The organism is Bacteroides cellulosilyticus (assembly GCF_020091405.1).
Lineage (GTDB): Bacteria > Bacteroidota > Bacteroidia > Bacteroidales > Bacteroidaceae > Bacteroides.
The window spans coordinates 3776169-3802423 of record NZ_CP081903.1 but is presented as its reverse complement, the minus strand read 5'-3'; the positions used below and the strand labels follow the sequence as shown (position 1 = coordinate 3802423).

32 protein-coding genes, 1 tRNA gene and 1 pseudogene are annotated in these 26255 nt (G+C 39.2%); 9 read left to right on the top strand and 25 right to left on the bottom strand.

Annotated features, from left to right (window positions below; all coding sequences use genetic code 11):
- Window positions 1–15 precede the first annotated feature (15 nt).
- The 7 genes from K6V21_RS13855 to K6V21_RS13825 form a co-directional block, all read right to left on the bottom strand.
- Window positions 16–660: a hypothetical protein gene (locus K6V21_RS13855; protein WP_224318971.1), complete on the bottom strand. Its 645-nt coding sequence runs from the start codon at window positions 658–660 to the stop codon at window positions 16–18.
- Window positions 661–695: 35 nt separating this feature from the next.
- A complete protein-coding gene (locus tag K6V21_RS13850) occupies window positions 696–1595 on the bottom strand; it encodes a hypothetical protein (protein WP_224318970.1) in 900 nt (299 codons plus the stop codon).
- A 109-nt stretch (window positions 1596–1704) separates the two neighbouring features.
- Entirely contained in the window at window positions 1705–1965 is a 261-nt protein-coding gene (locus K6V21_RS13845; RefSeq protein ID WP_224318969.1) for a hypothetical protein, read from the bottom strand.
- Between the two features lie 605 nt (window positions 1966–2570).
- Complete coding sequence (locus K6V21_RS13840; protein ID WP_224318968.1) at window positions 2571–3158, bottom strand: tyrosine-type recombinase/integrase; 588 nt, start codon at window positions 3156–3158, stop codon at window positions 2571–2573.
- Window positions 3159–3466: 308 nt separating this feature from the next.
- The gene (locus K6V21_RS13835; RefSeq protein ID WP_224318967.1) at window positions 3467–4480 is read right to left on the bottom strand and encodes a DUF3871 family protein; all 1014 of its coding nucleotides are present in this window, start codon (window positions 4478–4480) and stop codon (window positions 3467–3469) included.
- A 201-nt stretch (window positions 4481–4681) separates the two neighbouring features.
- Window positions 4682–5488: a MarR family transcriptional regulator gene (locus K6V21_RS13830; protein WP_309493906.1), complete on the bottom strand. Its 807-nt coding sequence runs from the start codon at window positions 5486–5488 to the stop codon at window positions 4682–4684.
- A 541-nt stretch (window positions 5489–6029) separates the two neighbouring features.
- Window positions 6030–6212, bottom strand: a complete 183-nt coding sequence (locus K6V21_RS13825) for a hypothetical protein (RefSeq protein WP_005837375.1) — start codon at window positions 6210–6212, stop codon at window positions 6030–6032.
- A 736-nt stretch (window positions 6213–6948) separates the two neighbouring features.
- Between K6V21_RS13825 and K6V21_RS13820 the strand changes: the two genes are divergently transcribed.
- Window positions 6949–7254, top strand: coding sequence for a hypothetical protein (locus tag K6V21_RS13820; protein WP_224318965.1), 306 nt, complete (start codon window positions 6949–6951; stop codon window positions 7252–7254).
- Between the two features lie 49 nt (window positions 7255–7303).
- Window positions 7304–7885, top strand: coding sequence for a hypothetical protein (locus K6V21_RS13815; RefSeq protein WP_224318964.1), 582 nt, complete (start codon window positions 7304–7306; stop codon window positions 7883–7885).
- A gap of 104 nt (window positions 7886–7989) precedes the next feature.
- Here K6V21_RS13815 and K6V21_RS13810 read toward each other — a convergent pair.
- From K6V21_RS13810 to K6V21_RS13795, 4 genes and pseudogenes are all read right to left on the bottom strand, one after another.
- A pseudogene (locus tag K6V21_RS13810) lies at window positions 7990–8193 on the bottom strand (radical SAM protein); the annotation flags it as partial.
- A 17-nt stretch (window positions 8194–8210) separates the two neighbouring features.
- The gene (locus K6V21_RS13805) at window positions 8211–8489 is read right to left on the bottom strand and encodes a Txe/YoeB family addiction module toxin (RefSeq protein ID WP_007215741.1); all 279 of its coding nucleotides are present in this window, start codon (window positions 8487–8489) and stop codon (window positions 8211–8213) included.
- A 1-nt stretch (window position 8490) separates the two neighbouring features.
- Complete coding sequence (locus K6V21_RS13800) at window positions 8491–8808, bottom strand: hypothetical protein (protein ID WP_044532473.1); 318 nt, start codon at window positions 8806–8808, stop codon at window positions 8491–8493.
- 229 nt (window positions 8809–9037) lie between these two features.
- Window positions 9038–9211 (bottom strand): histone H1, encoded by a 174-nt coding sequence (locus K6V21_RS13795; protein ID WP_007213067.1) that lies wholly within the window; start codon window positions 9209–9211, stop codon window positions 9038–9040.
- Between the two features lie 155 nt (window positions 9212–9366).
- Between K6V21_RS13795 and K6V21_RS13790 the strand changes: the two genes are divergently transcribed.
- From K6V21_RS13790 to K6V21_RS13765, 6 genes are all read left to right on the top strand, one after another.
- Entirely contained in the window at window positions 9367–10008 is a 642-nt protein-coding gene (locus K6V21_RS13790) for a helix-turn-helix domain-containing protein (protein ID WP_044264935.1), read from the top strand.
- Window positions 10009–10293: 285 nt separating this feature from the next.
- The gene (locus tag K6V21_RS13785; protein WP_224318963.1) at window positions 10294–11685 is read left to right on the top strand and encodes an alanine/glycine:cation symporter family protein; all 1392 of its coding nucleotides are present in this window, start codon (window positions 10294–10296) and stop codon (window positions 11683–11685) included.
- Window positions 11686–11806: 121 nt separating this feature from the next.
- The gene (locus K6V21_RS13780) at window positions 11807–12433 is read left to right on the top strand and encodes a hypothetical protein (protein WP_217715858.1); all 627 of its coding nucleotides are present in this window, start codon (window positions 11807–11809) and stop codon (window positions 12431–12433) included.
- Window positions 12434–12881: 448 nt separating this feature from the next.
- A complete protein-coding gene (locus K6V21_RS13775; RefSeq protein ID WP_224318962.1) occupies window positions 12882–14996 on the top strand; it encodes a KamA family radical SAM protein in 2115 nt (704 codons plus the stop codon).
- Window positions 14972–15547: a uracil-DNA glycosylase family protein gene (locus tag K6V21_RS13770; RefSeq protein WP_224318961.1), complete on the top strand. Its 576-nt coding sequence runs from the start codon at window positions 14972–14974 to the stop codon at window positions 15545–15547. The genes K6V21_RS13775 and K6V21_RS13770 overlap by 25 nt, the downstream gene beginning before the upstream one ends.
- A 75-nt stretch (window positions 15548–15622) precedes the next feature.
- Window positions 15623–15695: transfer RNA gene (locus K6V21_RS13765), tRNA-Trp, on the top strand.
- A 79-nt stretch (window positions 15696–15774) separates the two neighbouring features.
- Here the strand turns inward: K6V21_RS13765 and K6V21_RS13760 are convergent.
- The 4 genes from K6V21_RS13760 to K6V21_RS13745 all read right to left on the bottom strand — a co-directional run bounded on the left by K6V21_RS13760 (window position 15775) and on the right by K6V21_RS13745 (window position 19207).
- Window positions 15775–17223, bottom strand: coding sequence for a calcineurin-like phosphoesterase C-terminal domain-containing protein (locus K6V21_RS13760; RefSeq protein ID WP_224318960.1), 1449 nt, complete (start codon window positions 17221–17223; stop codon window positions 15775–15777).
- 102 nt (window positions 17224–17325) lie between these two features.
- Window positions 17326–17871 (bottom strand): 7-carboxy-7-deazaguanine synthase QueE, encoded by a 546-nt coding sequence (locus K6V21_RS13755; protein ID WP_224318959.1) that lies wholly within the window; start codon window positions 17869–17871, stop codon window positions 17326–17328.
- Window positions 17872–17901: 30 nt separating this feature from the next.
- A complete protein-coding gene (queD, locus tag K6V21_RS13750) occupies window positions 17902–18234 on the bottom strand; it encodes a 6-carboxytetrahydropterin synthase QueD (protein ID WP_224318958.1) in 333 nt (110 codons plus the stop codon).
- 115 nt (window positions 18235–18349) lie between these two features.
- Complete coding sequence (locus tag K6V21_RS13745; protein ID WP_224318957.1) at window positions 18350–19207, bottom strand: phosphodiester glycosidase family protein; 858 nt, start codon at window positions 19205–19207, stop codon at window positions 18350–18352.
- Window positions 19208–19316: 109 nt separating this feature from the next.
- Here K6V21_RS13745 and K6V21_RS13740 point away from each other — a divergent pair, with 109 nt between their 5' ends.
- Entirely contained in the window at window positions 19317–19676 is a 360-nt protein-coding gene (locus tag K6V21_RS13740; RefSeq protein ID WP_007666073.1) for a YbaN family protein, read from the top strand.
- 4 nt (window positions 19677–19680) lie between these two features.
- Here K6V21_RS13740 and K6V21_RS13735 read toward each other — a convergent pair whose 3' ends face one another.
- The 10 genes from K6V21_RS13735 to K6V21_RS13690 all read right to left on the bottom strand — a co-directional run bounded on the left by K6V21_RS13735 (window position 19681) and on the right by K6V21_RS13690 (window position 25452).
- Complete coding sequence (locus K6V21_RS13735; RefSeq protein ID WP_115502430.1) at window positions 19681–20265, bottom strand: nucleosidase; 585 nt, start codon at window positions 20263–20265, stop codon at window positions 19681–19683.
- 50 nt (window positions 20266–20315) lie between these two features.
- Window positions 20316–20909: a hypothetical protein gene (locus tag K6V21_RS13730; RefSeq protein ID WP_224318956.1), complete on the bottom strand. Its 594-nt coding sequence runs from the start codon at window positions 20907–20909 to the stop codon at window positions 20316–20318.
- On the bottom strand, window positions 20893–21369 hold the full coding sequence (locus tag K6V21_RS13725) for an RNA polymerase sigma factor (RefSeq protein WP_217715850.1): 477 nt from the start codon (window positions 21367–21369) through the stop codon (window positions 20893–20895). The genes K6V21_RS13730 and K6V21_RS13725 overlap by 17 nt, the downstream gene beginning before the upstream one ends.
- Complete coding sequence (locus K6V21_RS13720; RefSeq protein ID WP_118295057.1) at window positions 21370–22212, bottom strand: alpha/beta fold hydrolase; 843 nt, start codon at window positions 22210–22212, stop codon at window positions 21370–21372.
- Window positions 22213–22308: 96 nt separating this feature from the next.
- Window positions 22309–22803, bottom strand: a complete 495-nt coding sequence (locus K6V21_RS13715; protein ID WP_117691581.1) for a GNAT family N-acetyltransferase — start codon at window positions 22801–22803, stop codon at window positions 22309–22311.
- Window positions 22803–23087, bottom strand: coding sequence for a winged helix-turn-helix domain-containing protein (locus tag K6V21_RS13710; protein ID WP_007213050.1), 285 nt, complete (start codon window positions 23085–23087; stop codon window positions 22803–22805). Before K6V21_RS13710 ends, K6V21_RS13715 begins: the two co-directional genes overlap by 1 nt.
- A gap of 38 nt (window positions 23088–23125) precedes the next feature.
- Window positions 23126–23707: a hypothetical protein gene (locus tag K6V21_RS13705; protein WP_115502688.1), complete on the bottom strand. Its 582-nt coding sequence runs from the start codon at window positions 23705–23707 to the stop codon at window positions 23126–23128.
- 185 nt (window positions 23708–23892) lie between these two features.
- Window positions 23893–24450 (bottom strand): hypothetical protein, encoded by a 558-nt coding sequence (locus K6V21_RS13700; RefSeq protein WP_115502435.1) that lies wholly within the window; start codon window positions 24448–24450, stop codon window positions 23893–23895.
- Window positions 24447–25073 carry a hypothetical protein gene (locus tag K6V21_RS13695; protein ID WP_224318955.1) on the bottom strand — a complete coding sequence of 209 codons (627 nt, stop codon included), beginning with the start codon at window positions 25071–25073 and terminating at the stop codon, window positions 24447–24449. Before K6V21_RS13695 ends, K6V21_RS13700 begins: the two co-directional genes overlap by 4 nt.
- Before the next feature lie 4 nt (window positions 25074–25077).
- The gene (locus K6V21_RS13690; RefSeq protein WP_224318954.1) at window positions 25078–25452 is read right to left on the bottom strand and encodes a DUF2141 domain-containing protein; all 375 of its coding nucleotides are present in this window, start codon (window positions 25450–25452) and stop codon (window positions 25078–25080) included.
- Window positions 25453–26255: the final 803 nt, after the last annotated feature.

Below are 26255 nucleotides of genomic sequence, written 5' to 3'. Positions count from 1 at the left end.
TGACCGTTCAATATATCAGAATCCTTCATTAATGTCTTTTAATTCATTTTTTTGATTTTGCTTCAATAGCTCCGCGCCTTTTTTGCTATATTCTTCGCTAATAGCATCATGCCATTTCTCCATTTGCTTACCCATTTTATCTTTTTTATATTCATAGTCTTGATAATCTGTAAAAATGGAACCATCGTCTTTGTTTATGGATAATACCTCTATTCTTGTTTTCGTTATTCCCGCAAATGTTCTTTCTAGTTCAGATTCTGAAATTGGGAAATATGCCGATGTAAATGATTTTTCTATATCAAAATCATTAAATACAGAAGTTAGTTCTATTACAGAATTATCAGCTAATTTTAGAAGCATTTTTGAGTGAGAAGGAAATATGTGAGATTTTTTAGGTGTTGACCACAAAAAGACTCTGATTGCATATTGTGTTTTTTCTCCATCTGAATAAAACTCCAAACTATATATGGGTGGAGTATCTCTTGCTGATGTATAACCTGCGATATAACTTGCATTGATACTGTTAATGCTTCCCATATTACTTTTACTTCCAATAAGGATAATGCCATTAGCATTTTTGATATAATCAATATCACCTGCATTAGCTTTCAATGATACCATTGCCAATAATAGTATCAGTAATATATTTATTGCTTTCATTTTTTGACTACTGACTAGTTTGTTATTTTTACTTATTACATATCGAAATAAACTTTAACTATATCTTGTCCTATTCTAATACTTGTTTCATACGAGAACTCAAGCGTAGAAGAACATTTACTGATAATACCATCTGTAGCAATCCAGTCTTGTTGCCCACCAACTTTTGCTTTTAAACTATATGCGACAACCCTATCTCCAATGTTATTACCTTTTAGTTGAATCCTTATCGCTTGCCTACTTTCTGTAACTGCTGATATGATTTTTCCACCATATCCTCCCGTTGTGGCATTCATTTGTGTATTCTTGATTTTGCCCTCTTTAATCATTTGGCGTGTTTTTTCAACTCCATATTGCTGAATAGACATTTGAACTTGCTTATTCCAATTGGGGTCTGACGTTAATAAATCACTATAACCACCTTGGGTATTATATGCTTGCTGCTTGCCAGAAGTGCCATTTTGGGAATTTTGCATCTTATTAAAAACCTCTGCTTTCTGCTTGTTTTGAGCTTGCAATCTATCCATTTGAGTTTCCAGTTCCGCTTGCTGCATCATTTTTTGATTATCAATCTCTGCTTGTCTTTGTTTCCCTGCCGCAATCCCCATTGCAGTTGCATTCATTAATATATTCCAGCCTGCTGCCATCTGCTGTTTACGTTCTTCTTTTGCTTTGGCTATATCAGTGATATACCGCAAAAAGTTATTGCAATCAAATGAATGAAGAATTTCTTTCTCATTCTGTGCATAATATTCTGAAAGTTTATCAATTTCCTCTTTACTACCATTTGATGATAAATTAGACGCTATAAAACTAACTTTATATGGGTCATATGAAAATCCATTATACTTGAATATCAAATTGATGGATTCTTGCGCACGCACTTCATTAAATCCTAGAAATAGCAAACTGAGTATTAGTAATTTATTGGTCATATTACAGATTTTATGCTTTCCTATTCTCCAAAGAAAGCGGATTATAAAAACGAGATGGGAGAATTACACCTACTATAGTAACAAGTAATCTGTTTTCCTTTTTTAACGTCTAAGACTGAAATGCAGGAGTGTAATTAGGTATGCAGTATTCCGATTTTTCAAATACAGTCTGACCGTTAAAATAGATTTTTAAATTATGAATGGTAACACTTCCAGCCTTCTGTTTCATAGCACTAAGTGTTGTGCAAATAGCCGTAAAAGCAGATTCTTCATCCCCATTTTTAAATTTGTCGGATGTGTAATAAGGCAAACTGATAGATTCTCCACCAAGTTCAAATTCCACTAAAATGTTCATCTTATTGTTTTCCATAATAACTATGCCCTATGCCTTCCAATTCCCAGACAAAAGCGGATAAAAAATAAGGTGTGGGAACTATATTTGCTTTATCCTGAAATCCGGCTCTCGCATTGCCTTTTGACTGTGGATAAAACAATAGCAACCCACACCAATTTTGACAATATCTAAGAGCCTTATAGATATAAGGTAGGTATATATCAAATGGTGGGGTGCTATTGCTATCATCTTCACAGTCTTTCAAATTTGCGAGATTTGATTTCAGAAGATAATCTCAATAACACCTTTCGTTAAATATGTCCTTCCAGTGTCTTAACACATTAAGCCCACTGAAATTGTTGCAAAGTTAATGAAAGGTTTTGAATGGCTAAAGACAAAACGCTGATAAATGCAGTTCTAAGTGTTCCAAAACATATCTGTAGTAAGGTATTAGGTAATCATACCAACTATTAGTTTCCAAAAATCGCACATTCCATAAACTACAAGCCGTACCATGCCTTTTTAAAAAACAGTTTTCACATCATTTCGGAACTGGCTTACATAAGACTATCAGAATGTGACAAAACTTTCTATTTCTGTAAATGGTTCAGAAATTTCAAACTTTGTCACATTCCAACAGATTAGAAACTTAGACAGTCATAAGTATTTAGTAGTTCTTCCTGCCTAAGCCCTAAGTATCTTTTAGTTATGGTTACAGAACTATGATTAAACAGCTCCATCAGTTTAACTAAGGCAAGTTCTGAATTATCACTGTTCATATTATAAACTTGTCTGCCAAAAGTCTTTCTAAGGGAATGACAGCTAAAGTTCTTAATCTTTAATTTATACTTCTTTTTCACCTCTTTTAGTATCACATTGATTCTTTGGATAGTGAAAACAGTTCCTTTTTGGCTCACTAAAATAGGTGCATTAGTTCCTATAGGCTTTATCTGTTCATAACATTCTTTAATGTGCTGCCCAAGTTGGGCATTTATTCTAATAGTTCTCACCTTATTTGTCTTTTTCTCTATTACTGTAAATTCACTGGTATTTAATATCTGTTTCCATCTCAAAGCTAAAATATCAGATATTCTTAAACCAGTGAAACACCCCAAAGCTATAAGAAGTGAAATTTTATAATTCCCATCTTTAGCCAATTTTCTTATTAAGTTCATTGCATCAGACCAAACTAGATAATCTGCTGTAGTGCTTGAATATTTTAAACTCATAATGTTCTGTTTTATATGTAAATAAATAAAAGTGAATGTTTCACCATTACCAACATACTAGCCAATTAGCTAATGTATTGATTTCTAGTAAAACATTCACTTTGTATATTAGTGAGTATTTATGATTGTATATAAATAAAGATGGATAAAATCAGTATCAGCAAAAAGGGATTGATAATACCAATTATTATTAGTAACAGTACTACTAGTATGCTCCATAGTACTAGTTTTTCATTATCATTCATTTTGTAGTATTTTTAAGTGAATAAAAAAAGGACACCTAATAAATAGATGCCCTATTAGTTAGTTTAGCCCAAGAACCAAGAATATTTATTATCCAGTCCTTGTAATACATTGTTTAATCCAACACTTACCTCTGTAGCATTTACCCCACGTTGTAAATAGCTGTCTATGTAGCTATTTTTGTTTGACTGTGTGAGTAAATTGTGAAAATCAAAAAGAGATATGGCATTGTCTTTCACTCCGAACACTTCATTTGTGTAATAATCACGGCACACACTATTTATTTGGCTGTCAGTGATTAGAAGTCTTGGTATTGCTTTCTGTCTTGCTGGTGAAAGTGCTTGATACATTCTCATTCTGCCTACCACTTGTGCAAACTGTGTTTCAGACAGATAAGTATCTGATAGTGTTTGCATCAAATGTATTTCTTTGGCTGCATTGAAGCTGTTAAGCAATTCCAGTACATTTCTGTAAAGCTCATTGATATTGGTTACTTCCATGTTGAACCTCACACCCTCACCAGTAAGAATCTGATTAGAACAAATTTTCATTCTCCAACCAGTAAAGATAGAGAACTTTTCTAAGCCTTTGGAAGAACGGTACAGATTCAAGTCACTGTAATTTCTTACCCCACCTATGCACAATTCAAGTTTTTGCCCTCTTATTGTTTCAAAAATGGTTGGAACAGTAAAAGCAAATGCAAGTCTTTGATAGAATTGTGTCTTTTCACATTCTAACAGTTCACTTGCTTTCTTGCCTAGTGCAGACGGTATTCTACCACGTACTATATGTGAAACTCTTATTTCTGGAAAGCTCACCTTTTCACCTGCATAGAATGTACTTGCAGCTTCATGCACACAAGAAATAAAGTCTTGGTGTGCAATGGTTAATTCTTGGTTTGCCCAAGTAGGCACAACACATTTGTTTGCAAGTTCTTCCAGTGTGATAGAATCTGTATTTGCTTCCAAGAAAGTAATGCTTGGTTTTGCAGTTTCTTCCACAATTATAGTTGCTTCTTCTGCAAACTCACCTAAATTCAAAGTTCTTTTCTCTGTTGGCATGATAACTAAATTTCTCATATTGATAAAAGTTTAAATGATTAATAATTCTTTTTATATCAATGTACAGAGGGGGACTAAAGGGGTTTGCCAACCGTAAAGACAGCCACTCTTATATATTTTAGGTCACTGGCTGCATGGGGAGGGGGATTTCTGTATTAAGTACCTTATATATCTGTTCTCTTGACTTTCAGCTAAACTGAATGTAGGTGATTAGTTAGTTTAGTCAAGTATGACGGAATACTCTATCTCTTCTTTCTTCTTGTTATTTATATTCAGTACTTTAGCTATATATTCCAATGTTATTTCTTCGGAAGTTATTCTATTAGTTAGTAAACTCCTAATATCTTCATCTTTCATATAACCTAGCTTTCCAGCTATTTCAACAAGTAAGCTGTTTCTTCTTCTGATACTGCCATTTGCCATTACTGTTGTTTCATCATTTCTGTCTGGTGGAACAACACCGTTATCAATACACCAGTCATAAATAATATGATAGATTCTTGTATCTGTATCATCTTTCTTAAAATCTGGAATAATGGACTTGTTCAGTATCAGCAAACCATTAGTTATATATTTTATCTGTCCTGCATTGACTGCCATTTCCAGATAGTTATTTAATGTCTTTGCATCAATGCCCAGTTTCTTAGACAGTTCCGTTTTGTTAAGTCCGTCCAGATACGGACTTTCACTTATATACTTGTTCGTTTCCTTTTTACATATTGCCTTTATTTTAAGTAAGAAGTTCTTTACGTTGATTCTCTCACTGGCTTCTGCAATGTTCATATCATTATTAAAGAAACTGTTATAAATATAGAAGAAGTTCTCATTACATTTTGCCATATAATATTTGTTGTACGTTTTGTAGCTTCTCTCTGCTATTACATTGTTACTTATCACTTTATCAATAAGATTCTTATTATTCTTTATCCTTGAAACGCTTCTTTTTACAGTGCTTAATGGTATGCCTAATTTTTCGGAAATCTCCTTTTCTGTAACATTATCTGCAATGGAAGTTTTATAATTCATCCTTGATTTTATATAGGCATATACCATAGCATCCTTATTATCTAGATTATTAATGTCTTTTGTCAGTGTCGTATATTGTTGTTCCATTGTGCGCAAACGGTTGGTTATTTGATTCTTCTTGGTATATGTTATGAATTTCTCCGCTTTTCAGAGCCTTGTTATATTTACGTGTTCCACCTAGATACCGTTTCAATTCCTTCCTTGTATTGAACAGTCTGTTGTTGTATATCATCATAATGTTACGTTTTTGTCATTAGTTACTTATCTACGAAAGCTAAAAATCTGATAATGAAGTGCGCAGCACTGAATTATCTATGTTGTAATGTTAGTATTGTAGTAATGTATAGAGTATCATTTTTCCCCTATACTTGGTGTCAAATTTCCCATGGACTACGGTTCATTTTTCCTTAGTACCACTTTACCAAGACTATCTTTAAAAAATATCTGTAATTCACTTCCTTGTGTTGTCTGGCTAACTATGTATGCCGAAATAGGTATTATGTGCTGTTTTTGATGGTGTCTTATAGAAAGGCTTTGGCAATCATACATTATGAGGTTGCCAATCATCCAGTTTAAAGTAGAATGTAATTCTACGCTTGTTTATCTGCTTCTTTTTCTTTAGAAAACCGTTCATCTTAGCCCATATACCAACAGCTACCTTATTGCCGGTAATGCCATCCTTGAAAGCCATTTCTTTTAATTGTTCAAATGTGTAATACTCCATGATTCAATGTTAGTTTCATTATATACTGTAAAATCTATAGTGTTTGAATTACTACGGGCAGTTCTGGTTATACCTCTGCTCGTGGTAGTTCCTATCTTTTTATCTCTATACGATTATATTCATTTTACGGGTGTGTACCTAATCAAAGGAACACTTTCTATAGGCGGTTTATCTATATCGCTATATTACCGTTATTTTCTTCTGTCAGCAAGCTAACAGACAAGAATAGTGATTTTATGTAGTTCTTTTGACAATGGTTTATATTTATGGCTATTTACGGATAATCGATATTCGGAACAGATAGCTAAATTGTTATGTATTAGCGATTAATCAATTTATCGAAGTAGCGGCTATATAACTTATTAGTAAGTAAAAAACAGTGATGATAGAAGTTGTTAGTTATCCTGCCGACTTTTTGTGTGCCCAAATAAGTGATGGTAGTACTAGTAATGACAGCCGTTATTTTTCGGAACTAGTACATTAGTTAAAAAATAGTATAGCTAATAGTGATAAGACTGTGGGGTATAGTAGTAACGGTATTACTAGTAGTTTCTCACTAGTACATTAACTAATAGTACTGGATATACTGATTAATAAGATGCCTATATAAAGTACTTATTAAAAAAATATTCCAAGAAGTTTTTTATATTACGGATATATTACATACCTTTGCAGCGCATTTACAGAGGCATTTACTTTAGCGGTAATTTTGCCGTGTTCAAAAAATATAATTATTATGAATACTTCAACTATTGAAACTGTAAATGCGCAAGTTTTTGTACAAGTGATTAACTCTGACCGTGCCACACAATTTGAAAGACTTGGTGGCTGGTTCTCGTCCAAAGCATCTGGGAAAGAACTCGTTAGAAAAGCTAGACAGCAACTTGATAAATATCAAGAATATGTCAGCTTTTTGGAGCAAGTTGTAAAGATAGAGCCTAGCGATATAGATTTGCAACTGAATCTGTCCAAGATAACGGAAACATTGAAAAATGCTTCTCCAGAGTTGAGGAAACAAGTTTTGTCGGAGATTGATGACTAACAAAAATTGGGCTACTACTTCGGTGGTAGCCTTTTTTAATTTGTAAGGCATGAATATAGCAGAATACGCAGAACAATTATTTAATCTGGCATATAGCCAAGAAATGATAGATTTCATTACTAGTCTAGATGGTGCTAGTAGTGATGAATGGCGTATGAAAGTTACTGCCATACAAGGGTATTACTTCTTTGTATTCTATAAGAGTATTAACCAGTTCTTCATAGTAGGATATATGAGAAGAGGTAATAATACTACTGACTTTGTTTATATCAATTTGAATAATGCCTTTATCTTATCGCAGCATTTGCTATCCAGATTCCGCAAAAGGGTAATAGCGGATGGCATAAAGTATGATTTAAGAGGTCGGATGTTTGATATACTGGAACACTCCATACAGACACTTATTAATATCAATGAAGAAATATACCTATGCAACACTGGCATATCAGATAAATATAACGATAACTATTTTGCTTGGACTAAATTCGGACTAATACCAGTAATAAGATATAGCGATATTGTGTTTTGTGGTACTACGTTCATATCTGTAGATATGTTGAATGAGAAGCAAAAAGAGTTATGGGATAGTGTTCATTCCAAACTACTAGAACAAGACTTATTGAAAGGGTAGTTGTTTTAGTATTATTGCCGCCCCTGCATTTTATGAGCTGTCGCAATAAAAAAACATAAAACATTGATAATCAATATATTACTAATAAGTACAATAGTTACTTATAGGCAATAGTTTGTCAGCATCACCTTCAATAGTGAAATGCAACGCCCGTCCTCAGCAAAACTGTGGCAAATGCCCCAGCCACCGACAGTATTCCCCAACATGCCGGGCTTGTTGGAACGCACAGTACCACTGGACGCACACGAAACATCGTATTTCGCTGATTCCGCCAGTATCTTCAGTTTATTAAGGACGTTTTCGTTCATATCCACTACACAACTTATCACTTATCACCATAGTGCCCTTTAGCCGAAATTATTGTAACTGTCACAATTTCTTCTTCAATGGTATAAATAATACGATTAAACTTATCAATTCTCCTGCTCCAATAACCGGATAGAGTGCCTTTCAATGCTTCCACTTGTCCAGTTCCCACAGTAGGGTGTTCTGCTATTTCCAAAAGTAATCTTTCAATTTTAGTAATTAATGCTTTATTTCCCGATTTCTTCAGTTTAGCTAAATCTTCTATAGCCTTGGCTTCAAACTCTATGATATATTTCATCTCAGAGATTATCTATAAAGCTCTTGATTTCCTCGGCTGATTTAAGCTTTATAGCAGATTTTGTCTTTCCTGCTTTATGTGCTTTCACTCGTGCTGAGATCTCAGCCATATTTTCTGTATCTTCGAAAAAGGAATCGCCACTTGGACTGGGATTTTCTAAAACTTCCACAGAAATAGAATTTGCTTTTACCACCAAGAGGTGCTCTATGAAAGCTTTCAAACTCTTACCTTGTGAAGCAGCCAAAACCGATAAACGCTGTAATACGTCAACAGGCAAATCTATATTTTTTCTTTTTTTCTCTAATGTCATTGTCGCCATAATAACTCCTTTCTTTTTTTACAAAGATATAAAAGATATATCATATACACAATGTATATAGTTTGAAAAAGAATTAATAAAGAGATCCGCGTTACCCAACGGCTGAACAAATTGCTTATTATTTGATGGGTACACCGAAAATATCAGGTGGTCCTATGTTTGTGCCGGATAAACAAAAAAGACCGCTCTCATTGAGACGGTCTTTCAATTCTTTCAGTAAGCGTGCTTATTATTTAGCAGCTTCCAAAGATGCTTTGCGGAATGCTTTCATTGATTTTTCGATTTCCAAAGAAGCCTTACGTGCACGAGTACCGGCAGCTTTGTTACCATTTTCAATCTGAGCTTTTGCATCTTTCTCGAATGCTGCATACAATTCAGCAACTTTTTCAACTAATTCTTTCATAATCCTTTTCTTATTAATATTACTTCGTTAATAATGTCTGGCAAAAATACACTCTTTCTTGAAATAAATGCAGAAAAACAATATTTTTTTTGAAATAATCCGCAAAAATTGCGCAAAAAGGCGTCCTCTGGCGTTTTTTGCCTACTTTTGCAGGCATGAAAACCCTTACAGATACGGAATACATACACATGCTCATAGCCGAAGGCGAACACCAAAGGCAGGACTTTAAGTTTGAGATTTCCGATGCCCGTAAGATCGCAAAAACGCTCTCCGCCTTTGCCAATACAGACGGCGGGCGGTTGCTGATCGGAGTTAAAGATAACGGAAAGATCGCCGGAGTTCGCTCTGACGAGGAACAATATATGATAGAGGCGGCAGCGCAAATGTACTGTCAGCCGGAAGTGAACTATACCATGCAGACCTTTCAGGCGGAAGGACGCAGCGTGCTGGTAGTGCAGATTGAGGAAAGTCTGCAAAAACCCGTATATGCCAAGGATGAAACAGGAAAACCGCTGGCTTATCTGCGCATCAAGGATGAGAATATACTCGCCACACCGGTGCATCTGCGTGTATGGCAGCAAAGTGGTAGTCCGCGGGGAGAACTAATAACTTATACAGAGCGCGAACAGTTATTGCTTGACTTGTTGGAAGAAAATGACAGTCTATCGCTGAACAGGTATTGCAGGCTGGCACGCCTTTCCCGACGTGCAGCGGAACATTTACTTGCCAAGTTCATCCGGTTTGATATTGTAGAACCGGTATTTGAAGGTCATAAGTTTCACTTCAGGCTAAAGTAAATGATTATTCCTCAATCCTGACTTTTATTTCTTGGGGATGAGCAGAAAGTTATTTACAGAAAAGAGGAGCCGGACACAGTCGTTACCTTAGGGTATCTCTGTCGTTACTTGAGGGTGCCTCTGTCGTTACCTTAGGGTACCTCAGTCGTTACTTGAGATAGCCTCAGTATAACATATTCACAATCAACCAGTTATAAGCACATCTTTTGTAATCCTTAGAATCATAAATTCAGACAGAAGAACCGACAGTTTATCATTAAACAAGTAAATATAAAACAATATAGCATGAATATAATCAATTCAATCAACGATATTCTCTGGACCTATATCCTTATCGCTCTGCTTTTGGGATGTGCCCTTTGGTTCACGCTGAAAACCCGCTTCGTACAGTTCCGCATGATAGGTGAAATGGTACGTTTACTGGGTGACTCAGCAGGAACAAACGGTAAGCCAGGTGAAAAGCATATCTCTTCATTTCAGGCATTTGCCATCTCCATTGCCAGCCGCGTAGGTACGGGCAATCTGGCGGGTGTAGCCACCGCCATCGCTGTAGGCGGACCGGGAGCAGTGTTCTGGATGTGGGTCATTGCCTTGTTTGGTGCTGCCAGTTCATTCGTAGAGTCCACATTGGCACAATTATATAAGGTGAGAGGCAAAGACTCTTTCATCGGCGGTCCCGCCTATTATATGCGGAAAGGATTGAAACAACCGTGGATGGGTACTGTGTTTGCCGTACTCATTACGATAACTTTCGGCTTCGCCTTCAACTCCGTGCAAAGCAATACACTGTGTGCAGCTTTCGAACATGCGTTCGGCTTCGATCACGTCATTGTAGGAGGGGTTATTACCATAGCTACGCTGCTTATTATCTTTGGTGGTGTACAGCGCATTGCTAAAGTGAGCAGTATCATTGTCCCCATTATGGCATTGGGATATATTGCTTTGGCATTGATTATTGTAGCTATCAATATCACTGAACTTCCTGCCGTTATCAAACTCATCGTCAGCCATGCCTTCGGCTGGCAACAGGCATTGGGCGGTGGCGTAGGTATTGCATTGATGCAAGGCATCAAGCGGGGATTGTTCAGCAATGAAGCAGGTATGGGTTCCGCTCCCAATGTGGCAGCTACCGCACACGTCACACATCCCGTAAAGCAGGGGCTGATACAGACCTTGGGCGTTTTCACCGATACATTAATTATATGTACCTGCACCGCGTTCATTATACTTTTCAGTGGTGCGCCACTGGACGGCTCTACCAACGGGGTACAACTTACGCAACAGGCACTAACGAATGAGATAGGTTCAGCAGGAAGCATTTTTGTTGCTATTGCTTTGTTCTTCTTCGCCTTCAGCAGCATTCTGGGTAATTATTATTATGGAGAAGCCAATGTACGTTATCTTACCCGTAAGAAATGGATATTGAACATTTACCGTATTCTGGTAGGTGGCATGGTGCTATTTGGTGCACTCGCTGCACTGGATGTGGCCTGGAGTCTGGCAGATGTCACCATGGGATTGATGGCGCTCTGTAACCTGATTGCCATCAGCCTGCTCGGTAAATACGCTTTCAAACTGCTGGAAGACTACCGTGCACAGAAACGCGCGGGTATCAAAGACCCTGTTTTCACAAAAGACCGCCTCGAAGAGGTGGAAAATGACATAGAGTGCTGGTAAGAGATTTATGATTTATAAATTATGATTTATACAATTGTTGGTGTAAATCAACTTATTTCGTACTTTTGCAACCGCAATTGCCCCGGCAATTATAAATCATAAATCATAAAACATAAATCAGATGGGTATATTTGCCAAACTATTTAAAAAGAATTCCGAGGGTACTTCCTCCAAAAACGTGGAAGATTTCGTGTCACTGACACGCGTTTATTTCCAGTCCGTGATTGCCGCTAATCTAGGCATTACGAACATTCGTTTCGTACCGGATGTAGCCAACTTCAAACGCCTGTTCAAAATACCGACTCAGGGCGGACGACTGGGACAAGCCGAAAAGACTGCTTCACGCAAAATGCTGATGCAGGACTATGGACTGAGTGAAAACTTCTTCAAGGAAATCGATGCCTCCGTAAAAAAACATTGCCGCACGCAGAATGATGTGCAGACATACTTGTTTATGTATCAAGGCTTCTCACAAGACCTGATGATGTTGATGGGCAACTTGATGCAGTGGAAGTTCCGCGTTCCCTCTGTTTTTAAAGGCGCACTGCGCAGTATGACCGAAAAGACCGTACATGACGTCTGTACCAAGACCGTATGGAAAAAGGACGATGTACACAAGACGGCTATGGCAGTCCGCCAGTATAAAGAGCGTCTGGGGTATTCGGAGCAGTGGATGACAGAATACGTGTACAACGTTGTGCTACTGGCTAAAAAAGAACCGAAAAGCAAAGCCACGGAAGAGAAATAAGCTTGAAATATCTATCAGGCAAAAACTGTTATCAAAAGAAAAAGTTTTCTAAAGAAATAATCAATAGAAAGGGCGAGAAGTGATATACTCGCCTTTTTTTGTTATTTTTATGCAACTTTTTTGCTCAAAGGAGCAACAACACTTTATGCAAAGAGATTGTTGTAAGATATAGCGGGCTTTGCCCGCTAAGCTACAGGCTACAAGCTATCAGTGACAAACTATTGCACTGGGTAAGTTAAAAAACTCTGATAAGTTGATAGTTCAAAACCTATTAGTTCAAGTAATCTGATTATTCAGAAGATCCGATAATTCAAATAGCTTGATTTAGGCTCAATAAGTCAGGCAGCCTTTCACAGGCTATTAGAGTTTCTGTATCAACAGAACTCTCAAGCTGTAGCTCGTAACTTGTAGCTAACATTCAATATTAATCATTAAAAAACAACCGCTTATGAAACAAAAGAAAATGCTTGCACTCACTTTATCCCAGTTGAAGCAACTTTATCGAAATGAACTTCCCGAAATTGTACGCATCGCCGAACAGAGCGACGGTACGGAAAGCTTCAAGCAAGGCATTTCGGAATTCATTACCAATCAGGCTGATACGGAAAGTGAAGTTGTCAGGCAAATTCGACTTCTGATTGAATATGACGGCCAGGAAGTCCATGAACTTTCTACCGATGAACAAATGATTGTTTCTACCCTGTCACTTCTATACGCGTTTCTTTCCGGAAACCTGGAAGAAGATGTGGAAACAGACGTGTTCCTGGATATTTTCCAGCAATTCAAACGCTTACAGCATCCTGCTGCCCCACTCCCCGCACCCCAACGAGTCAAAGCATGGACCGAGCGCTGGCCCAGCGGACTGGACGAAGACGTACAACTAATCCATGCCAAAAATAAAGAGCGTATTCTGCACGCATTGATACAGAAGATAGAGCACCGTACCGCTGTTTCCCGCTACCACTTTGAAGAGGGCGTCAGCTACGAAGAGAAATACCATCTCGTCAGCGAATGGTGGAATGACTTCCGTTTCCATCTGGCCATGGCTGCCAAAAGCCCTACGGAACTGAATCGCTTTCTGGGCAATTCACTTTCTGCTGAAACCATGTATCTGTTATCTCGTGCCCGCAAGAAAGGAATGCCTTTCTTCGTTACGCCTTACTATCTGCACTTGTTAAATCCCGGCAGTACAGGATACAACGATGAATCTCTGCGCAGCTACATCCTCTACTCCCCGCAACTGGTGGAAACTTACGGGCAAATCCGCGCTTGGGAACGTGAAGACATAGTAGAAGTTGGAAAACCCAATGCGGCCGGCTGGCTCCTGCCCGACGGGCACAATATCCACCGTCGTTATCCGGAAGTAGCCATCCTCATTCCCGACACCATGGGACGCGCTTGTGGCGGGCTTTGTGCTTCCTGCCAGCGCATGTATGACTTCCAGAGCAAACGACTCAATTTTGAGTTTGACTCCCTGCGTCCTAAAGAAACATGGGAGAAGAAATTACGCCGTCTGATGACTTACTTCGAGGAAGATACCCAATTGCGTGACATCCTCATCACAGGTGGAGATGCCCTCATGAGTCAGAACAAGACGCTAAACACAATTCTGGAAGCCGTTTACCGCATGGCTGCCCGTAAACGGAAAGCCAATCAGGAACGCCCGGAAGGAGAAAAGTATGCCGAGTTACAGCGTATTCGCCTCGGATCGCGTTTGCCAGCTTATCTGCCAATGCGTATCAACAATGAATTGGTAGAAATTCTGCGAACTTTCAAGGAGAAAGCATCCGTCATCGGTATCCGTCAGTTCATTATTCAAACGCATTTCCAAACGCCACTGGAGGTTACTCCCGAGGCAAAGGAAGGTATTCGCAAATTATTATCGGCAGGCTGGCTGATTACCAACCAACTTGTGTATAACGTAGCTGCCTCACGTCGGGGACATACCACTCGCCTACGCCAGGTACTTAACGAACTGGGAGTTGTCTGCTACTATACATTCTCCGTAAAAGGTTTCGAAGAAAACAACGCAGTCTTTACACCAAACAGCCGTTCCATGCAGGAACAGCAAGAAGAAAAGCGTTTCGGCAAACTGAATAAAGAAGATGCCTTCAACCTGTCTGCATCGCTCGAAACCGCACTTGATCCTGCATCCTGTATCCGCCAGTTCCTGAAAATACATCATCTTCCGTTCCTTGCCACGGACCGCAGCGTGTTGAACCTGCCCGCCATTGGCAAGAGCATGACGTTCAATCTGGTGGGAATGACCGAAGACGGAAAGCGCATCCTTCGTTTCGACCACGACGGAACACGTAGCCACAGCCCGATAATCAATCAACTCGGACAGGTCTATATCGTAGAGAATAAGTCCATAGCCGCCTACCTGCGACAACTGCGTGCCATGGGAGAAGATGTGGAAGACTACGCAAGTATCTGGAATTATACGGAAGGCAAAACCGAATCACGGTTCAGCCTGTACGAATATCCGGACTTCCCTTTCCGCATCACAGAAAAAATGAGTAATCTGGAAATAGCAGTATGCAAATCGAACGACACCCTTTAGAACCCTTTCTTCCTGCTAACGCCCGTTTGCTGATGCTGGGAAGTTTTCCACCTCAAAAGAAAAGGTGGTCGATGGAGTTTTACTATCCGAACTGGAACAATGATATGTGGCGGATTGTAGGATTCCTATTCTTCAATGATAAGAACCATTTTCTGAACGAAGCGGCAAAAGCTTTCGACAAAGATCGCATTGTCCCTTTCCTGCAAGAAAAAGGCATTGCCCTATTTGATACAGCTACCGCCATACGACGGTTGCAGGACAATGCATCCGACAAATTTCTGGAAGTTGTAGAGCCTACGGATATCGAGGGCATGCTCCGCCGCTTACCGGAATGTAAAGCCATAGTTACTACAGGTGAGAAAGCAACGGAAACTTTATGCGAACAGTTCTCTCTTGAAAAACCGAAAGTGGGAGATTTTACAGAGTTTGTTTTTGATGGCAGACCTATGCGACTCTATCGGATGCCCTCTTCTTCGCGCGCTTATCCGCTTGCTTTAGAAAAAAAAGCAGCAGCCTACCGCATTATGTATCAGGACTTACAGATGTTATAAGACGAGAGAGCGTTAAAATAATCGCTCATCCCTCTTGCATATTTGAAAGTTTACATTACCTTTGCAGCCGCAAACACGGGAGTAGCTCAGTTGGTAGAGCACTGGTCTCCAAAACCAGGTGTCGGGAGTTCGAGCCTCTCCTCCCGTGCAAGATGAAAATAGCTGCAAGTAAAAACTTGCAGCTATTTTTGTTTATAAACCCGTCATAAACGAGTATTCAAAGCCTGTCATTTCAAATCTACAGTCTGAGTAAAGCTCTGACCGAAACGATTTGTTGCTACGATCTTCACTGATTTAGCCTTATCCGTAGGATGTACCCGGAATAAGTGTGATGTATGATATCCTGTAGCCTTTCCTTCTTTCATTGTAATATAATCCTGATCCTCATCGTCAAAAGCCTCCATTACGCCCGGTTTCTCAACACCGTCTTCATAGTAGGATAACTTCCATGCCGGATCATAATCCCAGACATTAACCACCAGATACTTAGGTTGGCTCTGAAACTCACCCGGCTTATACACACGAAACTGATAATCGAATGGACGACCGGTAGCCTTATACTGCCAGGAGATGTCATCACCGGTCACATTTACCACCAGATAACCATTGGGAGCACCGCAACGATTTACATGTCCTGCCCACCAGGCACCACAAGCTGCACCAATATTATGTTCATAGATAACAGGAGTCACAATGCGGTTTTCATAAAAATGAGTATGACCGACAAAGATATGCGTCTTATAATCTTTTAGTATCTCAAAAAGTTGTTCGGCATTACGGGCATTGGCTCCTCCTCTACCCGTACTGTTAGCCGTAGGAGCATGAAGATTCAACAGTACGGTAGTACCCGGCTTCACATAGCTCAGATCCTTTTTCAACCATTCCAATTGTTCAGGGGTAAACTGCTCCGTATATTTCTTCTTACCTTTATAATCTATGTCTTTCATCGAAATAATATGCACTTTCCCTACATTAAGAGAATAATCCGTCGGTCCAAAATGCTCACCAAATACCAATTCCCCGTATTCTTCCTTATTCGTAGCGAGGCTCAGTGCCGTATATTGCTGATCAAAGTCGTGATTACCAATCACATGATACATAGTTAAGTCCAAATCAGAGATAACCTTCTTATACGAATCATACAAAGGCATAACATCCCAGACGATATCTCCCAGAACCATTCCGTAAACTTCCTGCGAAGATAATTGCTTCAATGTTTCCTCCAAATCAACCACAGTTTCCGAAGCAAAGCGATCCAACTGTTCCTCATTTCTTGCCTGCGGATCAGAGATAGCTATAAAGGTAAAATCCTGAACCGGCTGTTCTCTCTTCACCAAGCTGAAATCACAACGATTCTTTTTCTTTTTTGCATCAATCCGGGCATAATAGCCAACAGGCAATGCATTCTCTACATTAGTTTTGTAGTCCGCCGGAACAGAAAGATAAACGAATTTAGACTGTGCGGGATCAGATACCAACTGATAACGCCCTTTATCATCAGTCTGCGTAAAATTAACGCCATCTGTCACAACAACACCTGTAACAGGTTGTTTCTGCGTATCTGTCACCACACCACTTACGACAATCTCTTTTTTAACGGGCTGGTCTGCTGCATACCCTCCTGCTGCAAATAAATTCAGCAAAAGCAGCAAGGATAAAAAACGAATTGATTTCATGTTTCTTCTCTTTTTAGAATTTTAATTTCACGGCAAAGTAAGCCCTAAAAAGCAAAAGAAAGATGTCATTCACATTACATTCCTATAACACTACCCGATTCATTAACGAATGTCAATCAGTTTATGTGTTTGCAGACTTAACCGCCATTTAGGATGTTGCATGACGCACGCCACTGTTTCCGCAGTATTGCTACATGAACAGGGTTGCAGAAAGAAATATTCAGCAGGAAGCAACTCGTAGACCCCAATGTCCTGACCTTCGTAAACTACCTTCACCTCATCCATACGGGTGATCCCCAACTTCACCCCTTGCTTGGGAGAACAGGTCACCCAATCAATATTTTGGGCTAATGGGGTCGTTCCATTCGTTTCGATACAGACATACTTTCCCGCCTGGTGCAAACGGTCGATAAAAACCTCATCAATCCAGAGAGAAGGTTCTCCACCCGTCAGGATAACCGTAACAGCCGGATACTTTCCTACTTCGGCAATTATTTCATCATCGGACATCAGCACACCTTCTTCATGCCGTGTATCGCAAAAAGAACATTTCAGGTTGCAACCGGAAAAGCGGATAAAGACAGCAGGCGTGCCGGTGTGATAGCCTTCACCTTGCAAGCTATAAAAAATCTCATTAATCTTTCTCATAAAAAATATTTGTGCCGGCTTTCAGTAGGGTTATTCTTTCTCATAAATGGCTACATTGGATTCAGATTCCTGCACCTCGACTTTAAAGCAAGTAGATATCTGCTCACATATCCAGCGGGCTATATTCTCTGCGGTAGGATTGAATGGAAGAACTTCATTCAAATTACGGTGATCGAGCTTTCCTTTCACCGTTTCTTTGATGTGACTGAAATCAACTACCATTCCATCGGCATTGAGTTTCCGGGAACGGCAGTAGACTGTGATAATCCAATTGTGACCATGCAGATCCTCACATTTGCTGCGATAGGAAAGTTTCAGGCTATGGGCAGCTGATATTTCCATGCGTTTGATAACTGTATACATATTCTTGTTAATACGCTAATTAAGAAAATACTTTGTCTGTTGTCGCACCTAATGTCACCTCGGCACGGCACAAAAGTACAAAAATTCTAAGGATTACAGTTTAAATCTTCCGCTTTTATTCATAAACACAAAGTGAATTGGCAACCTTACGCTCCCCTTTATTATCATAAAGTTTATTGTCAGTAAGCTTGTTTACAATTCCATTATCCGGTGCGGAAGCACTCCAGAGTGTAGTAGAACCACCACCATCCAGGTTCAAAGCTTTCCTTGCACCCAATACACGAAGAAGATGTGTCAACTCAGGGATATTGATACCTTCCGCCTTACCTTCGAAACGGCCCGCAACCGCAATCAGAAATACCGTTCCATCCTTCATCAGAGCTACGGCACTCCGTGGATGTTTAGTCTGAACGAATGACCGGTTACAAGCAGACAAATCACAAGCTTTTCCATCCAGCAGCATCAACGGACCGGAAACGAGAATACTCCCTTCTTTCTGTTCGCAAGTTTTCTCATCCTGTTTCTTCCAAGCTATGATGTCCAGTTTCCCTTTATCTATTTTCACGGCACCATTGGATACAGTACTGAGTACACCGGTCGCAGTAGTATCCACCACCACCCCGTCTTTCCGCAAATAGCAGATAGAAGTTCCTTGCTTGATATTGAAATAAGAACCGTTAATAGCCGCCACTGCACCGGAACGACGGGCAGCATTACTGGTTTCTTCTTTAGGAGAATGAATTAAAATGTCAAACCGATGTTGTTCCGGTTTGATTTCAAGAATAGCAACATGCTGCGGAACACCATACAAAGAAACGAACTCCGCTTCGCGACAAAGTACATCTTTTCCCATAGAAGTTACATTCCAACGAGCAGTAACAAGTGCTAAAGAATCTGCAGTGGTCTGTGCCACCACAACAAATACATTACACAGTATCAGCAATAGCGTGAAGACGGACTTTCTCAAATACATGTTTTGACTTTATTGAAAATTCTTCGCAAACATAAGCATTTAAAGTGAATGTCAGATAACAAAGCAAACAGAACTTTCTCCGTAAACAAAAAAAGAGTACTTTTGCGGCATGAAAACCCTTTATATAGCACTTGGTACACTCTCTTTGGCACTTGGTATCCTCGGCATTTTTCTGCCGTTGCTACCCACTACTCCATTTCTGCTACTCACGGCTGCACTCTACTTTAAAAGTTCGCCTCGCCTGTATAACTGGTTATTAAATCATAAGCATCTCGGCCCTTATATCCGCAACTTTCGTGAAAACAAAGCCATCCCTCTACGTGCAAAGATAATTTCCATCTCGCTGATGTGGATCACCATGCTCTACTGCGTGTTTTTTATCATACCGTATATATGGGTAAAAGTAATACTCCTGATTATTGCAGCAGGAGTAACCTATCATATCCTTTCGTTTAAGACGCTGAAGTAGATGCTTATTTTACCGCTCCACCTATCTGTTCAAAGAATTCCCCCAACCCCTTACGAGCATCAGCCAGTTTATCCTCCCAATGCTTCACGGAGTTCTGTCCTATGATATCCGTCACATACTTCACAGCAATAAAAGGCACATTCTTGGCACGGCAAACAAAGGCTTGCGCAAAAGCTTCCATATCGACCACATCGCCTTTCACATCCGAAAGTTCCGTCAGAAAAGTATCACCTGTATTACAAATGCCTTCTCCTGCCCAATGCATACAGTATCCCTTCTCTGCCAGCAAAGTAGAAGAATCAATCTCATATTCCAAGCCCATATCGGCTAACTTCTGCATATCACGGTCTATAAAATGACGGCACACCAGAATATCTCCTACCTGGCAATCAATGCTTCCCGCCGTACCTACATTGATCACCAAGTCCGGCTTAGCCTGATTGAGCACTTCAGAAACATAATAAGCTGACTTCACTTTGCCTACTCCTGTACGAATATAACCGATGTGAACTTCTTCCTCTCCTATCAATCCGGGAAACTTTAACTCCGTAAACTCACCCTGTACGGCGTAAGTAACTAAAATTTTCATACTGCATCTTTTTATTTTGAGCGAGTAAATGTACAACTTTTTTTTAGAAACTAAAATTCATCCACTTGCGACTTAATCTTTTCGATCTGTCTGATCAAGCAATCCATCTTCCACCTATTCTTTTTAATCATTACAGGACGCAGAACAAACCAATTAAGGGCAATCCATAAAAACAAAACAGAATACACTATCAGTCTGAATGTAAAAGATGAATTAAGAGTATATTCATACATATAAAGAAAGATACCGGAGGATAGCAAAATGAAATATAAACTCATTACCTTAGTCTGCATGAAAGTTTCTTTCCCTTTCAGCATAAGCAAATTATTCAGATAATCGATATTCGACTGTTTCTCGTCCAATGACCTATACAAAGAAGTTATCTTCCGATTGACTACCACCACAATACACATCGGCAAGATTCCCACAATGATTCCAATCTTAGTACTCAAGAATTGCGGTTTGAAATAGATCCAGATAAATATCATAAAAAGGATAGTCAACACTAAGATAACATCAAGAAATATCCCCTTTTTAAGACCGCTCTTTCTGAAACGGCTGATCTTATTCAATATTTCAGATTGATCGGCAGCCGGAACAGCCTGCCTGTTCCACAATTCTTTTATATCAATATTGCTCTCCATATTCTTTGAATTTTCTTGTTAACTGGGCTTTTATACGATGAATTCTTACACGGACATTACTCTCCGACAATCCAATGATTTGCGCTATATCCGCTTGCCTGACATCTTCCAGTTCCAGCGAAATGATAATGCGGTCTATCTCCGAAAGTTCTGCAATAAACTTGTATAGTAACTGAATCTGCGGCTCAATATCCGTCTTTTCATCTTCAAATAAATCGGCAGGAAACTGCGTAGATAAGATTTGCTTCTTCCGTTCCAGCTGACGCAGACAGTTATTGGTTGCAATACGAAATATCCAAGTATCAATATTGGCTTCATTCCTGAAGGTAGGCAGATATTGCCAGACTTTAATAAAAGTTTCCTGAGCCATGTCCTGAGCTAAGCTGCAGTCATTTACATACCCCATGCATAAGCGGAATATTTTATTCCAGTACCTCCTATATATATCTTCAAATTCCACTTAACGCTCTTTTATAAATTCACAAATTTGATGAATGAACCATTCCCTATCATCAAACATCACAAAATGCAAGCCTTTATCTGCATATCTGATTTGTGCTACTGACAAATTCTTATATTGATTCTTAATGACCGTATCTATATGTTTGAAATAAGGCTCCAAAAGTACGAGAGAAGGAACAACTATATTCTTTATACATTCCCTTAAATCTGTATTCGAGAAATCACAGAAGAGTTTAGCATACGTCTTTCTGTCAGATGCCAATCCCCAGTTTACTATTTCGGCAAATCTCAATGAATCAGTGGTAAGCGTTGCCGCACTCATTCTTTGCATTTGCACAAATTGCTCCTCATCCATAGCTGTAATCCTGTCAATCAGATCAGTGCAGTCATTATCAGGAGCAGATTTAAAATCAGGAACTGTCAAAGCCATCAGACAAGGCAAGGCATCTACAATCACAATTTTTCCTGTAAGCTCCGGGAATTCAGCCGCAATTGCAAGTGTCAAACCACCTCCCATACTATGCCCCACAAGAATAGGTTTCTCTATCCGCTCCTCTTTGATAAACTTTGCAATCTGCATTTTCCATCTTTCGAATGATGGACACTCTTCAGGTGCAACGCCCGAGAAGCCCGCCATAGTCAGCACATAGCAGGTATAACTGTCTTTCAGTACGCTGACTGTTTCTGCCCAGACATCACCCGAGCATGCAAAACCGGGTATAAATATAACCGCTTGTTTTCCTGTTCCCGATTTTACTACCGAAAAAGGATAATCCTGTGCAAAAATCAAAAGAGAAGTTCCCAATAACATCAGGGTCAAAAGTAATCTTTTCATCGCCATATATTCTAAAGTTTTTCCTTTAGATACGGGCCACTCCAGAATGTTACAAGAAAAAGAGAATAGTATCGGAAAACTTCAATCTGATTTCTGTCTATTCTATAAGTTTTCCGGATATATCATTTGTTTAGCCATCCAGAAATTAGTAAGAGAAAGCTGATTAGCCTTGCGCTTTTGCTCTTCCTCCACTATATAACCTCTTTTTTCAAAGAAAGGGCGGGCTGTTAAACTCACTTCTGATGTAATCCGCATAATCCCATTTGTAATTGCATACTGTTCTATTTCATTCAAAAGCATTATAGCAATGCCTTTGCCTTGAAAATCCTTGTGCACAAACATAGAGTGTAAATAACCTTGCGGAGTGATAGATGAAAAACCTACGATTTCCGACTGTTGATTAACAGCTACAATAAAATAGTGGGTCTTTATCATATCTTTTATATTAGCAAGGTTATCTCCGCACGATGCCCAGTCTTCAACTTCCGCCTGTGAGTAATCGCGTCTATTTATCGCGAGAACGGTATTCTGAAATAATTGTTTCAGCTCAACAGTATCCGACTGCAGAGCTACTCTGATCATAAAGTCTGCTTTCATTATTTTATAATATATGTTTTCAGTGCTTCCACATACTCTTCAAAAGCGTCTACTCCCTGTGGCGTAATCTTACAGATAGTGCAAGGCATCTTTCCCTTGAACGTCTTCGTCACCTCCACATACCCCGCTTTATTGAGTTTATCAATCTGCACGCTGAGGTTGCCCGCCGTTGCTCCCGTCTGTTGCCGGATAAAGACAAAGTCTGCCTCTTCGACACCAATAAGCAACGACATCACCGCCAAGCGCAGTTCGGAATGCAGTAAGGGGTTCAGTTCTTTAAACATGCTTTCTTTCTATTTTTTTATAGTGCAAAGATAATACATTAAACTCCTCGTTTTGACATTATGTTCAAATAGTGTCCCGGGATAACCATCATGAAGACAAAGGCTAAAGCAAAAAGCAAAATCTGGTCAAACTTGTCTATATACAAACAACCCAATGATGCAAATATACCCAGCACACCGCTTACCGTAACCAGCCTCATGTTTATAATCAGCCCGGTTAAAGTAGTTCCCATCCCCATCATCAACAGGATTACAAAGAGTATAGGCAGACTCCAATAGATCATAGATACACATGAAATCAGCAATCCGCATAGCCCGAAGACTACCCATACATATCCTACTATCCGGTCGATATATGTTTTTGCCATCCTTTGCTTTTTCCTCTGACTGTAGATAGTGACCGGGTAAGAAACAGCCGGCATCAGAAACCATAAAAACTGCCAGTTATAATTGCCGGTTTCTTTCAGGAGATACCAAACCAGCAAAGAGGTCACCACAGTCATGTAGCCCCATACTAAAAAAGGAGTTCCGGCGTTTTTCACCATCTTGAACTTTGTATTCTGTATCATTTGAGTGATGAGTTCTAAACTCTCTTGCTCATTCAATTTCTTATTGTCCATATTCAATACAAATTATTTTAATCATATACATTCCGGATTCTTTCTCTTCTGTCTGCTACCTACCAAAGCACAAAGATTCCCTTTCTTTAATATATCACTTTTCCCAATCATATACATTTAATATCAAATAGAGCATTAAAGCCCAATTTCCCGCAAGCATATATATCACCCAAGCTCCCATTTTTTCATTCTGTTAATAGATAAAATAAAGAAAATAACAACAATAATAAGACAACGCCCAACACAAGAAACAACCTTTTCGTTACGGGATATTGTTTAGTCATCAATTTTTTCTTTAATAAGCACGCTTCACCCAAAGCCAGTATGGCTAACCAGGCATAACCATAGAATGTAGTAATGTGCCATACGTCCTTCGACTTCATATATACTGCAAAAAACAGATAGTCGGAAAGCAAAGATATTCCTACCGCAATCAAGGCTAACAGAAGAGCTTTCTTCATCAGATTCCTTACTCCACTTTCGCAAGCCAGACAAACATATATGCCTACTCCCCAAAAGACGGGATTTACAGTTAACATCAAAATGATACCCAATTGCGTGCTATGACTCCAAGGTACCCATAACACCACATTAGAAAGCCAATACAGGCAAAATACCATTAGTGAGGTAACTGCCAGCCAAAGTTGATTCTTCTTGCGATTTTGCATCATTCGGGTAATAGCCTCTATATTACCCTCTTCAAATATATCAGCTTTTTCTGCTGTTAATGATCCGGTACTCATCGTTTATTATCCTTTCTTGCACAATAATTCAGAATATGCCCGGGAATAATCAATGCAAAAACAATCACCAATACAAATTCTAACAATGACAAATAGGAAGAAGTCTTATCCAGAATGCTGAATAACATATTCAGTCCCAATGCAATCCCAAAAGCAGGGAAGCCGGAAAAGAGTGTATAGCGAATTATGCTCCCGGTTATAATGCTACTTAGAGAAATAAGGATTGCGCATATCGGCAGAATTATCTCATAATGATTGGTAAACGTTGCTCCAAGTACAATCGCAATACAAAGCAGCCCCATGATTTGCCACATTTCATTCAATACCTTATCGCCATACGACTTTGCGAGCTTACGTTGCTTACGTACCAGTATGAAGCTAAAGAGATAACCTAAAACCGGAATTCCCCAAAAGCCCCACATCCAAACAGGATTTCGCGTCCAATAGATTCCTGCAAAAACTACCAACGTAACTATTGCAGAAACATATCCCCATAACAAAAACATATTTCCACTACCCGTATCTAAATTACGTCGGGTATTCTGTATCATTTGAGTGATAAGTTTCAAACTCTCTTGCTCGTTCAATTCTTTGTCTTCCATAATAATGTCTTTCTCTTCCATAAAATTATTTTTTAGCTTTATTCCGCAGATCGGCCAACTCGACATCAATTGTTTTTGCTTCAACTGTCATGTCTAAATCCACAATCGCACAATTCTCTGTCGGTACACCGTCTACTCTGTCCAATTGATAATTACCGTTTTCATCGTGGTATACATACAATTTGCATTTTCCTTCAGGTACTTCTTTCAATACAAGTGTTACTGTATCACCCGTAGCATCCACCATTGCATATTGCCCCTTATCGGCAGCAATCATCACCTTTCCTTTTGCAGAACGAATGTTCTTCACTTTCACTGTCAAGTCGCTCTGTGCTGATACCGAGACAGCACATACGCATGCAACAAATAATGCAACCCATTTAAAACCAATTGTTTTCATAACTGTACATCAATTAAAATTCTACAATAATCATACATTTCGGGTTCGAACTCCGATGCAAATATAAGTAGTTTATTTTATAAACCAAATTATTTAATAAATTAATTTATAAACAACAGAAAGAAAGTTTTCAGAGATGCGCAAATACTTTGGAATTAATTTATAGGAGAGAAAAAAGAATCAAATAATCAACAGTACTATCTCCATTCTCCTCCTTCCGGAAGGCGGAGTACCCTGAAAGGGGGAGGTGGTAGGAAACAACCGAGTACCTGATTATTAATAGAAATAAGGGACTTTTTTCTCACCTACCACCCCGCCCTCTGGGCACCCCTTCTCCAACTGGAGGAGGGGAATGGTGATAGTCCGCGTATCGGTTCTCCTGACTTTGATTAAAATTCGCTCCAAAAAGAATTAATTCCGCAACTATAACCAACTAATCCCGACCTTGCAGGAAACTAATCCCGGCACTGCGATAAACTAATATTTTCCTTGCATATTATTATTCGTACAACAGATATAAAAGTTTCCTACAATAGTTATATTTCTTTCTTACAACAATTATTGTAAGAAACTATAATAATTATTGTATGAATAATAATATGCAAGGAAAATATTAGTTTATCGCAGTGCCGGGATTAGTTTCTTGCAAGACAGAGATTAGTTTTTAGGCACCGCCCGACAAGCCCTTTTCAGTCCGCATAAGTACCGTTTTCATGTTATTTCGACACACAGGCAACATTTTTTCCTGAAAAGTTTTTGTAATCTCCAAGTTAATTGTATTTTTGTGTACAATTTTGGTATAG